Here is a 13,703-nt window from a genome sequence, read left to right as displayed (position 1 = left end):
GCGGGCCTGATCGTCGCGGCGCCTCACGTGCGCCGTTTTCGTTTTTAAAAACTCATCCGACTCCGAGGAGACACATCCATGACCGAACGCCCCTGGCTCAGCAGCTACCCGCAAGGCGTGCCCGCCGACATCGACGCGTCGCACTACCCGTCGCTGGTGGCGCTCATGGAGGAGAGCTTCACCAAGTACGCCGACCGCACGGCCTACAGCTTCATGGGCAAGGACGTGAGCTACGGCGAGACCGACAAGCTCAGCAAGGCCTTCGCGGCCTACCTGCAGGGCCTGGGCCTCGTGAAGGGCGACCGCGTCGCCGCGATGATGCCCAACTGCCCGCAGTACCCGATCGCGGTGGCGGCCATCCTGCGCGCCGGCCTGATCCTGGTGAACGTGAACCCGCTGTACACGCCGCGCGAACTCGAGCACCAGCTCAAGGACTCGGGCGCCAAGGCGATCATCATCATGGAGAACTTCGGCACCACGCTGCAGCAGTGCATCGCGAGCACGCCGATCAAGCACATCGTCCTGGCCTCCATGGGCGACCGGCTCGGCTTCCTGAAGGGCGCGCTGGTCAACTACGTGGTGCGCAACGTCAAGAAGCTGGTGCCGCACTTCAGCCTGCCGGGCGCCGTGCGCTTCAACGATGCGCTCGACAAGGGCGCAGGCGGTTCGCTCAAGCCCGTGGCCACCGGCCCCGACGACGTGGCCGTGCTGCAGTACACCGGCGGCACCACCGGCGTGTCCAAGGGCGCGGTGCTGCTGCATCGCAACGTGATCGCCAACGTGTTGCAGTCCGAGGCCTGGAACGAGCCCGTCATGGCCAAGGTGCCGGCCAACGAGCAGCCCACCAGCGTGTGCGCGCTGCCGCTGTATCACATCTTCGCGTTCACGGTCGGCATGATGCTGAGCATGCGCACGGGCGGCAAGCTGATCCTGATCCCAAACCCGCGCGACATTCCCGGCGTGCTCAAGGAACTGTCCAAGCACACCATCCACAGCTTCCCGGCCGTCAACACGCTGTTCAACGGGCTGGCGAACCACCCCGACTTCAACACCGTCAACTGGAAGAACCTGAAGGTCTCGGTCGGCGGCGGCATGGCGGTGCAGGCCGCGGTGGCCAAGCTCTGGCTCGAGAAAACCGGCTGCCCCATCTGCGAAGGCTACGGCCTCTCGGAAACCTCGCCCTCGACCACCTGCAACCCGACCAACAGCACGGCCTACACCGGCACCATCGGCCTGCCGCTGCCGAGCACCTGGCTCAAGCTGCTGGACGACGACGGCAACGAAGTGCCCACCGGCGAGCGCGGCGAGATCGCCATCAAGGGCCCGCAGGTCATGGCCGGCTACTGGCAGCGCCCCGACGAGACCGCCAAGGTCATGACGCCCGATGGCTACTTCAAGAGCGGCGACATCGGCGTGGTCGACGAGCGCGGCTACTTCAAGGTGGTCGACCGCAAGAAGGACATGATCCTGGTGTCGGGCTTCAACGTGTACCCGAACGAGATCGAGGACGTGGTGGCGATGCTGCCTGGCGTGCTCGAATGCGCCGCGGTGGGCGTGCCCGACGACAAGACCGGCGAGGCCGTGAAGCTCGTCATCGTCAAGAAGGACGAGTCGCTCACCGAAGCGCAGGTGCGCGAGTACTGCCGCGCCAACCTCACGGGCTACAAGCAGCCGCGCGTGATCGAGTTCCGCACCGACATGCCCAAGACCCCGGTGGGCAAGATCCTGCGGCGCGAACTGCGGGATAGCAAGAAGTAGTAAGGGTTCCGCCCGGGTGGGGCCGGGGCATCGATCTTGCATATTCGCGGGTCGATGCTCAGATTCATTTACGTTCGCCTAGGCTTGCTCGTGCCGACCTTCATCGGCATGACGCTGCTGGCCTTCTTTCTCATCCGGCTGGTGCCGGGTGACCCCATCGAGACGATGGCCGGCGAGCGCGGCATCGACCCCGCGCGCCACGCCGAGCTGCGCACCGCCATGGGCCTGGACAAGCCCCTGCTCGTGCAATACGGCATCTACATCGGCCGCGTGCTGCAGGGTGACTTGGGCAAGTCGCTCATCACGCAGGACACCGTGATGAGCGAGTTCCTCGCGCTCTTTCCGGCCACCGTCGAACTCGGCGTCTGCGCGATTCTCTTCGCGCTGCTGCTGGGGCTGCCGGCCGGCATCCTCGCGGCGGTGCGGCGCAACTCCATCTTCGACCACGGCGTGATGGCCACGTCGCTCACCGGCTACTCGATGCCGATCTTCTGGTGGGGCCTGCTGCTGATCCTGTTCTTCTCGGTGCAACTGGGCTGGACGCCGGTGTCGGGCCGCATCTCGGTGCAGTACTTCGTCGAACCGCAGACCGGCTTTTTGCTGATCGATGCGCTGCGCGCCGGCGAGACCGAGGCCTTCTGGTCGGCGCTGCACCACCTCATTCTTCCGGCCATCGTGCTGGGCACCGTGCCGCTGGCCGTCATCGCGCGCATGACGCGCTCGGCCATGCTCGAGGTGCTGGGCGAGGACTACATCCGCACCGCGCGCGCCAAGGGCCTGTCGCGCTTTCGCGTGGTGGGCCTGCATGCGCTGCGCAATGCGCTGATCCCGGTCGTCACGGTGATCGGCCTGCAGATCGGCGTGCTCTTCACCGGCGCGATCCTCACCGAGACCATCTTCTCCTGGCCCGGCGTCGGCAAGTGGCTCATCGAGGCCATCGGCCGGCGCGACTACCCGGTGCTGCAGGGCGGCATGCTGTTGCTGGGCGGCATCGTGATGCTGCTCAACCTGCTGGTGGACATCGCCTACGGCGTCATCAACCCGCGGATCAGGCATTGAGTCGATGACGAGCAACACCCACGCAGTTCCCCCCGGCTCGCAGGCCTCGGCGCCTCCCGGTCCCTGGCGCGAGTTCTGGACCGCCTTCTCGGCGAACCGGGGCGCGGTCATCGGTCTCGTCACCATCGTGGTGCTGCTGCTGGTGGCGCTGTTCGCGCCGTGGATTGCACCGCACGCACCGAACGAAACCAACGCCGCCGCCTTCCTCAAGCCGCCGGCGTGGCAGGAGGGTGGTTCGTGGAGCTATCTGCTCGGCACCGACGCCATCGGGCGCGACATCCTGTCGCGGCTCATGCACGGTGCGCGGCTGTCGCTGTCGATCGGTGTCGCGGTGGTGGCGCTGTCGGTGGTGGTGGGTGTGGTGCTCGGCCTCGTCGCCGGCTTCTTCCGCGGCGTGCTCGAGATCACGATCATGCGGATGATGGACATCATCCTCACGATGCCCAGCCTGCTGATGGCCATCGTGATCGTCGCGATCCTCGGGCCGGGGCTCGTCAACGCCATGCTCGCGGTGGCCATCGTGGTGCTGCCGCACTACGTGCGCATCACGCGCGCCACGGTCATCGCGGAGGTCTCGCGCGACTACGTGACTGCGGCGCGCGTGAGCGGCGCCAGCACGCTGCGCCTGATGTTCCGCGAGGTGCTACCCAACTGTTCGGCGCCGCTGATCGTGCAGGCCTCGTTGGGCGTCTCGACCGCCATCCTCGATGCGGCGGCGCTCGGCTTCATCGGCCTGGGCGCACAGCCGCCGTCGCCCGAGTGGGGAACGATGCTGGCCGATGCGCGCGAGTTCGTGCTGCGCGCGTGGTGGGTCGTGACCTTTCCGGGCCTCGCCATCCTTGCGGCCGTGCTGGCCTTCAACCTGCTGGGCGACGGGCTGCGCGATGCGCTCGACCCGAAGCTCAAGCGCTGAAGCAAAGGAAAGAACAGATGCCTTTGCTTGAAATCAAAGATCTGCACGTCGAGTTCCCCACGCAAGGCGGCGTGCTGCACGCCGTCGACGGCGTGAGCCTCACGCTCGAAGAGGGCGAGGTGCTCGGCATCGTCGGCGAGTCGGGCTCGGGCAAGAGCGTCACGATGATGGCGCTCATGGGCCTCGTCGGCTTTCCGGGCCGCGTGCGCGCGGACCACATGCGCTTTGCGGGCAAGGACTTGCTCGGCATCTCCGACAAGGCCCGCCGCACGCTGGTCGGCAAGGAGGTCGCGATGATCTTCCAGGAGCCGACCACCAGCCTCAACCCCTGCTTCACCATCGGCTTCCAGCTGATGGAAACGCTGCGCCTGCACCTGAAGCTCGACAAGCGCGAAGCGAGGAAGCGCGCCACCGAACTGCTCGAGCAGGTCGGCATTCCCGCCGCCTCGTCGCGCCTGGGCAGCTACCCGCACCAGCTCTCGGGCGGCATGAACCAGCGCGTGATGATCGCCATGGCCATCGCCTGCAACCCGCGCCTGTTGATCGCCGACGAGCCGACCACCGCGCTCGACGTGACCATCCAGGCGCAGATCCTCGACCTGCTGCGCGATCTGCAGAAGGAGCGCGGCATGGCGCTCGTGCTCATCACGCACAACATGGGCGTGGTCAGCGAGATGGCGCAGCGCATCGCCGTGATGTACGCGGGGCAGGTGATGGAGCACCAGCGCGTCGACCGCCTCTTCGCATCGCCGCAGCATCCCTACACCGAGGCGCTGCTCGCGGCGCTGCCCGAGCGCGCCGCGCCCGAGGGCCGGCTCGCCACCATCAGCGGCGTGGTGCCCGGCGTGCACGACCGGCCCGCGGGCTGCCTGTTCGCGCCGCGCTGCGGCTACGTCACCGAGCGCGCCTGCCAGGTGCGCCCGGCGCTGCGTGCGTGGCAGGGCGCCGAGGTGCGCTGCCACTTTCCGCTCGGCGAGCCGGGGCGCGCAGATGCCATCGCGCAAGACCCGCCGCGCACCGCGATTGCGGAGGTGCTGCCATGAGCGACGCATCGCCGGAGATCGTGGTCGAGGCGCGCAACCTGCAGCGCACCTACGCCGTGCGGCGCGGGCTGTTCCGCGCGCCGGCGCAGCTGCGCGCCGTGGGCGACATCTCGTTTCGCCTCGAACGCGGGCGCACGCTCGCGGTGGTGGGCGAATCGGGCTGCGGCAAGTCGACGCTCGCGCGCATGGTCGCGCTGATCGAGAAACCCACCGCCGGGCAACTGACGCTGATCGGTGCCGATGCCGTGAGCCCGCCGCATGAACGCAGGCGCGAGCTGCGCCAGGCGGTGCAGCTGGTGTTCCAGAACCCGTATGGCTCGCTCAACCCGCGCAAGAAGATTTCGGCGGTGCTCGAAGACCCGCTGGCCATCAACACCTCGTTGAGCAAGCCGGAGCGCGCCGAGAAAGCACGCGAGATGCTGGCCCGCGTCGGCCTGCGCCCCGAGTACGCCAACCGCTACCCGCACATGTTCTCGGGCGGCCAGCGCCAGCGCATCGCCATCGCGCGCGCGCTCATGCTGTCGCCGCGCCTGCTGGTGGCCGACGAGCCGGTGTCGGCGCTCGACGTGTCGATCCAGGCGCAGGTGCTGAACCTGCTGGCCGACCTGCAGGCCGAGCTGGGCCTGGCCTACCTCTTCATCTCGCACGACCTGGGCGTGGTGCGCCACATCGCGCACGACGTGCTCGTGATGTACCTGGGCCATGCGGTGGAGCAGGGCCCCAAGTCGCGCATCTTCGCGCGGCCGCTGCATCCGTACACGCAGGCGCTGCTGGCCTCGACGCCGGGGCTGAGCAGCCAGCGCATCGTGCTCAAGGGCGAACTGCCGTCGCCGCTGGACCCGCCCTCGGGCTGCGTCTTCAGCACGCGCTGCCCGCACGTGCAGCCGCGCTGCCGCGAGGAGCGCCCCGTGCTGCGCGCGCTCGACGACCGGCTGGTGGCCTGCCACTACGCCGAGCAGTTTCTCGATGGCGCGCCGGCCGTGCGCGCCGATGGTCCCGTGCTCGCCGCGTCCTGAAGAAGAGTGGAGTGGCGATTTTTTCAACCCTGTCTCGAGGAGTCCCCATGACGACCCAGTCCTCCGTTTCGCGCCGCTCACAAAAGCTGGCGCTCCTGGCACCGGCAGCGCTCACGGCCCTTACCCTGGCCTGCGGCGCCGTGTCAGCCAAGACGTTGGTGTACTGCTCCGAAGGAAGCCCGGAAAACTTCTATCCGGGCATGAACACCACCGGCACGTCCTTCGACGTGACCACGCAGGTCTACAACACCATCGTCGAGTTCGAGCGCGGCGGCACCAAGGTCATGCCGGGCCTCGCGGAAAAATGGGACATCTCGGCCGACGGCACCGTGTACACCTTCCACCTGCGCAAGGGCGTGAAGTGGCACACCACGAGCAAGAGCTTCAAGCCCACGCGCGACTTCAACGCCGACGACTTCATCTTCATGCTCGAGCGCCAGTGGAAGGAGAGCGACCCCTTCTTCAAGGTCACGAGCCAGAACCACTCCTACTTCAACGACATGGGCATGCCCAAGTTGCTGAAGTCGGTGGACCGCATCGACGACCACACGGTGAAGATCACGCTCAACCAGGCCGAGGCGCCGTTCCTGGCCAACCTGGCGATGCAGTACGCGGGCATCCAGTCGAAGGAATACGCCATCGCGATGCTGAAGGCCGGCACGCCCGAGAAGGTCGACCAGGACCCGGTCGGCACCGGGCCGTTCTACCTCGTGCAGTACCAGAAGGACGCGATCATCCGCTTCAAGGCCTTCCCGCAGTACTGGGGCGGCAAGGCCAAGATCGACGACCTCGTGTTCGCGATCACGCCCGATGCGTCGGTGCGCTGGGCCAAGCTGCAAAAGGGCGAGTGCCATGTCATGCCGTACCCGAACCCGGCCGACCTCGACGCGATCCGCAAGGACCCGAACGTGCAGGTGCTGGAGCAGCCGGGCCTGAACGTGGGCTACCTCTCGTACAACACGACGAAGAAGCCCTTCGACGACGTGCGCGTGCGCAAGGCCATCAACATGGCGATCAACAAGAAGGCCATCATCGACGGCGTGTACCTCACGACCGGCGTGGCCGCGAAGAACCCGATTCCGCCCACGCTGTGGTCCTACAACGATGCCGTGAAGGACGACCCGTACGACCCCGAAGCCGCCAAGAAGCTGCTGGCGCAGGCCGGCTTCCCCGATGGTTTCAGTACCGACCTGTGGGCCATGCCGGTGCAGCGCCCCTACAACCCGAATGCCAAGCGCATCGCCGAACTGATGCAGGCCGACCTGGCCAAGATCAACGTCAAGGCCGAGATCAAGAGCTTCGAGTGGGGCGAGTACCGCAAGCGCCTGCAGGCCGGCGAGCACCAGATGGGCATGCTGGGCTGGACCGGCGACAACGGCGACCCGGACAACTTCATGTACACGCTGCTGGGCTGCGCCTCGGCCAAGTCGGCCAGCGGCAGCAACATCTCGAAGTTTTGCTACCAGCCCTACGAAGACCTCGTGGTGAAGGCCAAGAGCGCGACCAAGCAGTCGGAGCGCGACACGCTCTACAAGAAGGCGCAGGTCATCTTCAAGGAGCAGGCGCCGTGGTTCACCATCGCGCACGCGGTGCAGCTGAAGCCAGTGCGCAAGGAGGTGGTCGACTTCAAATTGAGTCCGTTCGGCCGCCACACGTTCTACGGCGTGGACATCAAGTAAGCCGTGGCCGCTGCGCCCATCGCCATCGTCGCGGCCATGCACGAGGAGCTGAGTGCGCTCCTCGCGCGCATGCCCGACGAGCAGCGCGTGCGCGTGGCCGGCCGCGACTTCTGGGTCGGCCACCTGCAAGGCCAGCCCGTGGTCGCGGTGCTGTCGCGCATCGGCAAGGTCGCGGCGGCGGTCACGGCCACGGTGCTGCTCGAGCGCTTCGGCGTGCGGGCGATCGTGTTCACGGGCGTGGCGGGCGGGCTGGCGCCGGGCGTGAACGTCGGCGACGTGGTCGTGGCGACCGAGCTGTTGCAGCACGACATGGACGCTTCGCCGATCTTTCCGAAGTACGAGGTGCCGCTGATGGGGCGCTCACGCTTCGCGGCCGATGCGGTCATCGGCGATGCGCTGGCGGCGGTGGCCGAAAGCACCTTGCGCGATCCGGTGAGTCTGGTGGGGCAGAAGGCGGTCGATGAGTTCCATCTGCGGTCGCCGAAGGTCCATCGCGGCCTGCTGATCAGCGGTGACCGCTTCGTGTCGACCACCGCGGAGTGTGGGGTCCTGCAACGCTCGCTGCCCGATGCGCTCGCCGTCGAGATGGAGGGCGCGGCGATGGCGCAGGCCTGCCACGACTACGGCGTGCCCTTCGCGGCGCTGCGGACCATTTCAGACCGCGCCGACGATACCGCGCACGGCGACTTCACGCGCTTCGTGGCCGAGGTGGCGAGCCGCTACAGCCTCGCGCTCGTCGACGCCTGGCTCGCCTCCCTGCCGCGCGACGCGGCCTGAAGAACCCGCCTACGGCGCGAGCCGGCGCAGCTGCGGCAGGTCGCGCAGCAGCGGCGGGATCGACAGCGCCAGCAGCAGCGCGGCCAGCGGCACGACGCAGATGAAGCCCACGTGCTTGAAGCCCAGCGCACCCACGGCGCCACCGAGCACGAACATGGCGACCAGGCCGCCGCAGCGGCGCAGCCTGCTGCGGTCGTGGCGCACCGGCAGCGGCGTGGACGGCGCGCGCCGGTTCCAGTAGAGCATCTTGCCCAGCTCGATCCCCACGTCGGTGATGTTGCCGGTCATGTGGGTGGTGCGCGTGCTGCCGCCCGAGGTCTTCGACGCCACGGCGTTCTGCAGGCCCATGATGAACGACAGCAGCAGCACCGTGAGCGGCACCGCGAACGGCGTGGCCCAGGTCAGCGTGATGGCGCCGGCGAGCCCGAACGGGAACATCAGCGCGGCCTCCAGCAGCAGCGGCAGCGCGTACACGCCATGCAGCCGGTGCTGGCGCGCCCAGTTCACCAGCACCGCGCAGACCGCCGCGCCGCTCACGAACGCCAGGATCGCGCCCAGCGCGTTCAGCAGCAGGGTGAGGTTGCCCAGCACCATGCCGTCCGCCAGCTGCGAGGCGAAGCCGGTCATGTGCGAGGTGTACATGTGCAGCACGAGGAAGCCGCCTGCATTGATGGCGCCGGCGTTGAAGGCCAGCAGCAGTCCGAGCGCGGTGTTCGTCGACGGCGCGCGGTGGCGGTTGGTGAGGAAACGAAGTCTGCGCACGGGGCCCTCCAGGTCAGCTGCCTGTCGGCAGCCACTCTAGCACCCGATGTGCGGCGTTACTTGAGCCAGCCGCGCCGACGGAAGTACCACATCGGCACCAGCGCGCTGGCCGCCATCAGCGCGATGGCGTAGGGGTAGCCCATGGCCCAGTCGAGCTCGGGCATGAACTTGAAGTTCATGCCGTAGATGCTCGCGATCAGCGTGGGCGGCAGCAGCGCGACGCTGGCCACCGAGAAGATCTTGATGGTCTTGTTCTGGTTGATGTTGATGAAACCGACGGTCGCATCCATCAGGAAGTTGATCTTGTCGAAGAGGAAGGCCGTGTGGTTGTCCAGCGATTCGATGTCGCGCAGGATCTGCCGCGCCTCCTCGAACTGCTCGGCGTTGAGCATCTTGCTGCGCATCATGAAGCTCACGGCGCGGCGCGTGTCCATCACGTTGCGGCGGATGCGGCCGTTCAAGTCTTCCTGCCGCGCGATGGCGCCGAGCACCTCGCCGGCCAGCTCGTCGCTGACGTTGCCCGACAGCACCTTTTTGCCCGCCACCTCGAGCTCGTCGTAGATGTTCTCCAGCGTGTCGGCCGAGTACTCGGCGTCGGCGTCGAAGAGCTTGAGCATCACTTCTTTCGCGTCTTCGATCAGCCCCGGCGCGCGGCGTGCGCGCATGCGCAGCAGGCGGAACACGGGCACGTCTTCGTCGTGGATCGAGAACAGCACGCCGCGGCTGCGCAGGTCGGTGTTGTGCTGGTTGAGGATGAAGGCGACGCGCACCGTGCGCGGGTCTTCGTCGTCGTCGATCAAGAAGTCGGAGCGGATGTGCAGTTCGCCGTTGTCTTCCTCGTAGAAGCGGGCCGATTCCTCGATGTCCTCGTCCATCGCGTCTTCGGGAATCGAGAGGCCGTAGTACTGCTTGATCCAGCGCTTTTCCTCGAGCGTGGGCGACTCGAGGTCGACCCAGATCGGCTGGAACTTGGAGAGCTCTTCGAGCGACTCGATCTCTTCCTGGACGAGGCGGCCGTTGGCGAGCGTAAAGATGTTGAGCATGGGCTCACTCCCGGGGGTGACTGAACGATGGGCGAGGGCGGGGCGCTTTCAATTCCCGCGGACCCGGCGTCAGTACATCACGCGCAGCGTCGCCAGGGAGTTGAAAGCTGCCGAGACGGGGCGGTTTCCAAGGGGAGTCTCCGGTTGCAGCGAGGCGCGATTATGTCACCGGCCACAGGGCGACAAGGCACTCGAACTGGACGGACATACAGTAAAGTCGTGCCCATGCAGACCCCTGCGTCCCCTGTTCTTTCCACCCCCCCGAAGACGCAAGCCGAGCGCCTGGCCGCGGCGCTCGCCGCGCTCAACGACGACCAGCGTGCGGCGGTCGAGCACGGCGTGGGCGCGGCGGTCGGCGCCGACCACCGGCCGCTGCTCGTGATCGCCGGTGCCGGCTCGGGCAAGACCAGCACGCTGGCGCACCGCGTGGCGCACCTGATCGCGGACGGGGTCGATCCGCAGCGCCTGCTGTTGCTCACCTTCTCGCGCCGCGCCGCGCAGGAAATGGAGCGCCGCGCGGGCCAGGTGCTGGCGCGCGTGCTGGGCCTGAAGTCGGAGCGCCCGCCCGCGCTGCCCTGGGCCGGCACCTTCCACGGCATCGGCGCACGGCTGCTGCGCGAGTACGCCGCGCAGATCGGGCTGGACGAGAACTTCACCATCCACGACCGCGGCGACGCCGAAGACCTGATGGGGCTGGTGCGGCATGAGCTGGGCCTGTCGTCCACGGTCAACCGCTTCCCGCGCAAGGGCACCTGCCTGTCGATCTACTCGCGCTGCGTGAACACGCGCGCGCCGCTGGCCGCCGTGCTGAAAGACAGCTTTCCCTGGTGCGCCGAGTGGGAGGCGCAGCTCAAGGCGCTCTTCGGCGCCTACGTCGAAGCCAAGCAGCAGCAGAACGTGCTCGACTACGACGACCTGCTGCTCTACTGGGCCGAGATGGTCGCCGAGCCCGCGCTGGCCGCGCACGTCGGCGCGCGCTTCGACCACGTGCTGGTCGACGAGTACCAGGACACCAACCTGCTGCAGGCCGAGATCCTGCGCGCGATGAAGCCCGATGGGCGCGGCGTGACGGTGGTGGGCGACGACGCGCAGTCGATCTACTCGTTCCGCGGCGCCACGGTGCGGAACATCCTCGACTTTCCCTCGCAGTTCTCACAAGAGGCGCGCGTCGTCACGCTGGAGCGCAACTACCGCTCGACGCAACCGATCCTCGACGTGTCGAACCGCGTCATCGCGCAGGCCGCCGAGCGGCACGCCAAGACGCTGTGGACCGACAAGCCCTCGGCCGGCAAGCCGGTGCTGGTGCTCGTGCCCGACGAGGCCGGGCAGGCGCGCTGGGTGGCCGACAAGATCCTGGCGCACCGCGAAGGCGGGCTGGCGCTGAAGTCGCAGGCGGTGCTGTTTCGCACCTCGTCGCACAGCGCGGCGCTCGAGCTGGAGCTGGCGCGGCGCAACATCCCGTTCGTGAAGTTCGGCGGGCTCAAGTTCCTCGAGGCCTCGCATGTGAAGGACCTGCTCGCCGTGCTGCGTTTCGCGCAGAACCCGCGTGGGCGCATGGCGGGTTTCCGGGTCACGCAGCTCATTCCCGGCGTGGGCCCGGCCACCGGCACGCGCCTGCTCGACGCGATGGACCAGGCGGCCGACCCCGCCGCGGCCGTGCGCGACTTCGTGCCGCCGTCGGCCGCGCGTGAACAGTGGGCCGACTTTGCCCAGGCCTATGCGACGCTGCGCGCGCCGTCGCTGCAGTGGCCGGCCGACGTGGAGGTAGCCATGCAGTGGTACCAGCCGCACCTGGAGCGGCTGTACGAAGACACCTCGGGCGTGCGTCATGCCGACGTCGAGCAACTGGCGCGGCTGGCGGCCGTCTATGGCTCGCGCGAGCGCTTTCTCACCGAACTCACGCTCGACCCGCCCGAGGCCACCAGCGACCGGCCCGGCCCGCCTTCGCTCGACGAGGACTACCTGATCCTGTCGACCATCCATTCGGCCAAGGGGCAGGAGTGGAACTCGGTGCACGTCATCAACGTGGTCGACGGCTGCATGCCGGCCGACGTGGCGCAGGGCGCGCACGAGCTGGAAGAAGAACGGCGCCTGCTCTACGTGGCGATGACGCGGGCCCGCGACCACCTGCATCTGGTGATGCCGCAGCGCTTTCACATCACGCAGCAGGCGGCGCGCGGCGACCGGCACCTGTACGCCAACCGCACCCGTTTCATCACGGAGTCCGACCTGGCGGGCTTCGAGCTGCAGACCTGGCCGCCGCCGCCGGTGCTGCCGCCCGCGGTGCCGCCGCCGGCGGCGGTGATCGACCTGCGCAACCGCATGCGCGCCGCCTGGCGCTGAACGGGCCGGCCCTTCGGGCGTGAGGGTCACTGCGCGCTGCACATGGAAACACTTGCTTCCAATGTGCCGCAACGGCATGCCACTGCACGGGGGCAGCTATGGAATCAATAGCGGATTAGGGCATGCAATACACCGGCCCGTCACTCGGGCAAGCCCCGGTATTGCAATACCGTGACAGCTTGGGCATAGTGAATCCGACCGCCCCCTTTCTTCATCTCCCTTCCTCTTCCCCCTCTCTCCCAACCTCACCTGTTTCGCCGGCCACGCTTCATCCCGGAGCGCGGTCATTTCCCCAACCGTCAATTCTCAGGAGGTCATTCATGAATTTGACGATCAGCGGTCATCACCTCGACGTCACACCTGCCTTGCGCACCTACGTCACGAGCAAGCTGGACCGGATCACGCGACATTTCGACCAGGTGGTCGATGTCAAGGTGATCCTCACGGTGGAAAAGCAGAAGGAAAAGGAACGCCGCCAAAGGGCGGAGTGCAACATTCACGTCAAGGGCAATGACATGTTCGCGGAATCGAGCCACGCTGATCTGTACGCCGCGGTTGATGAGCTGGTCGACAAGCTCGACCGCCAGGTGGTCCGCCACAAGGATCGCCTGCAGGACCACCATCACGTGGCGCCCAAGCGCGTGATGTAAACGCCGGGCCCCGCGCCCCGCATCTCAGGCCGCCTTCGGGCGGCCTTTTGTTTGTCCGACCACATTGGTGGGGCTTTGCAAGGGCCTCCAGAGGAAGCGACGCCTCACGGCAACACATGTAGACGAAAGTAATTAGGGGGACTGGGGGTTTTTACCGAGGAGGTGCATAATCGCCCCCGCTCTGACCCCACCATGAATCGCCTCGCGTCCATCCTGCCGCCCGCTCAAGTGCTCGTGAGCGTTGACGCCACCAGCAAGAAACGTGCTTTCGAAGAAGCCGGCCTGCTGTTCGAGAGCCTTCACGGTCTGGGCCGTGCCCTCATCACCGACAGCCTGTTTGCGCGCGAGCGCCTCGGCTCCACCGGTCTGGGCCACGGAGTCGCCATTCCGCATGGCCGCATCAAGGGCCTCAAGGCGCCGATGGCTGCGGTGTTCCAGCTGGCGAACCCCATCGGCTTCGACGCTCCCGACGAGCAGCCCGTGGCGCTGCTGATCTTCCTGCTGGTACCCGAAGCGGCCACGCAGAAGCACCTCGAAATCCTGTCCGAAATTGCCGAGCTGCTGAGCGACGCCGGCCTGCGCGAGCAGATCAAGTCCAGCACCGACGCCGCCGCGCTGCACGGCCTCATTGCCGGCTGGCAGTCGACCCAGGTCGCCTGA

At 67.4% G+C, this 13,703-nt stretch carries 12 protein-coding genes; 10 read left to right on the top strand and 2 right to left on the bottom strand.

The features are described from left to right. Window positions 1-78: 78 nt before the first annotated feature. The 7 genes from AC1RL8_RS26290 to AC1RL8_RS26260 are packed head-to-tail and all read left to right on the top strand — an operon-like array spanning window position 79 to window position 8,245. Window positions 79-1,758 carry a long-chain-fatty-acid--CoA ligase gene (locus AC1RL8_RS26290; protein ID WP_369644986.1) on the top strand — a complete coding sequence of 560 codons (1,680 nt, stop codon included), beginning with the start codon at window positions 79-81 and terminating at the stop codon, window positions 1,756-1,758. Window positions 1,759-1,812: 54 nt separating this feature from the next. Further along, the gene (locus tag AC1RL8_RS26285) at window positions 1,813-2,817 is read left to right on the top strand and encodes an ABC transporter permease subunit (protein WP_095743299.1); all 1,005 of its coding nucleotides are present in this window, start codon (window positions 1,813-1,815) and stop codon (window positions 2,815-2,817) included. Between the two features lie 4 nt (window positions 2,818-2,821). After that, complete coding sequence (locus AC1RL8_RS26280; protein WP_492686678.1) at window positions 2,822-3,730, top strand: ABC transporter permease subunit; 909 nt, start codon at window positions 2,822-2,824, stop codon at window positions 3,728-3,730. 17 nt (window positions 3,731-3,747) lie between these two features. Further along, entirely contained in the window at window positions 3,748-4,773 is a 1,026-nt protein-coding gene (locus AC1RL8_RS26275) for an ABC transporter ATP-binding protein (protein WP_492686679.1), read from the top strand. After that, window positions 4,770-5,789, top strand: a complete 1,020-nt coding sequence (locus AC1RL8_RS26270; protein ID WP_492686680.1) for a peptide ABC transporter ATP-binding protein — start codon at window positions 4,770-4,772, stop codon at window positions 5,787-5,789. The genes AC1RL8_RS26275 and AC1RL8_RS26270 overlap by 4 nt, the downstream gene beginning before the upstream one ends. A gap of 47 nt (window positions 5,790-5,836) precedes the next feature. Next, on the top strand, window positions 5,837-7,468 hold the full coding sequence (locus tag AC1RL8_RS26265) for an ABC transporter substrate-binding protein (protein WP_492686681.1): 1,632 nt from the start codon (window positions 5,837-5,839) through the stop codon (window positions 7,466-7,468). Window positions 7,469-7,504: 36 nt separating this feature from the next. Next, entirely contained in the window at window positions 7,505-8,245 is a 741-nt protein-coding gene (locus AC1RL8_RS26260; RefSeq protein ID WP_492686734.1) for a 5'-methylthioadenosine/adenosylhomocysteine nucleosidase, read from the top strand. A 9-nt stretch (window positions 8,246-8,254) separates the two neighbouring features. Here AC1RL8_RS26260 and AC1RL8_RS26255 read toward each other — a convergent pair whose 3' ends face one another. Next, on the bottom strand, window positions 8,255-9,007 hold the full coding sequence (locus AC1RL8_RS26255) for a YoaK family protein (protein WP_062481040.1): 753 nt from the start codon (window positions 9,005-9,007) through the stop codon (window positions 8,255-8,257). 56 nt (window positions 9,008-9,063) lie between these two features. Next, window positions 9,064-10,050: a magnesium/cobalt transporter CorA gene (gene corA, locus AC1RL8_RS26250; protein ID WP_056584267.1), complete on the bottom strand. Its 987-nt coding sequence runs from the start codon at window positions 10,048-10,050 to the stop codon at window positions 9,064-9,066. Window positions 10,051-10,275: 225 nt separating this feature from the next. Between corA and AC1RL8_RS26245 the strand changes: the two genes are divergently transcribed. The 3 genes from AC1RL8_RS26245 to AC1RL8_RS26235 all read left to right on the top strand — a co-directional run bounded on the left by AC1RL8_RS26245 (window position 10,276) and on the right by AC1RL8_RS26235 (window position 13,703). Continuing rightward, on the top strand, window positions 10,276-12,393 hold the full coding sequence (locus AC1RL8_RS26245) for an ATP-dependent helicase (RefSeq protein ID WP_492686682.1): 2,118 nt from the start codon (window positions 10,276-10,278) through the stop codon (window positions 12,391-12,393). A 320-nt stretch (window positions 12,394-12,713) separates the two neighbouring features. After that, entirely contained in the window at window positions 12,714-13,043 is a 330-nt protein-coding gene (gene hpf, locus AC1RL8_RS26240; protein WP_013538898.1) for a ribosome hibernation-promoting factor, HPF/YfiA family, read from the top strand. Window positions 13,044-13,235: 192 nt separating this feature from the next. Then, window positions 13,236-13,703: a PTS sugar transporter subunit IIA gene (locus tag AC1RL8_RS26235; RefSeq protein WP_042581318.1), complete on the top strand. Its 468-nt coding sequence runs from the start codon at window positions 13,236-13,238 to the stop codon at window positions 13,701-13,703.

The organism is Variovorax sp. GW822-FHT04E09, from assembly GCF_058800845.1.
The sequence above is the reverse complement of the archived record's forward strand: the minus strand, read 5'-3'. Positions and strand labels throughout refer to the sequence as shown.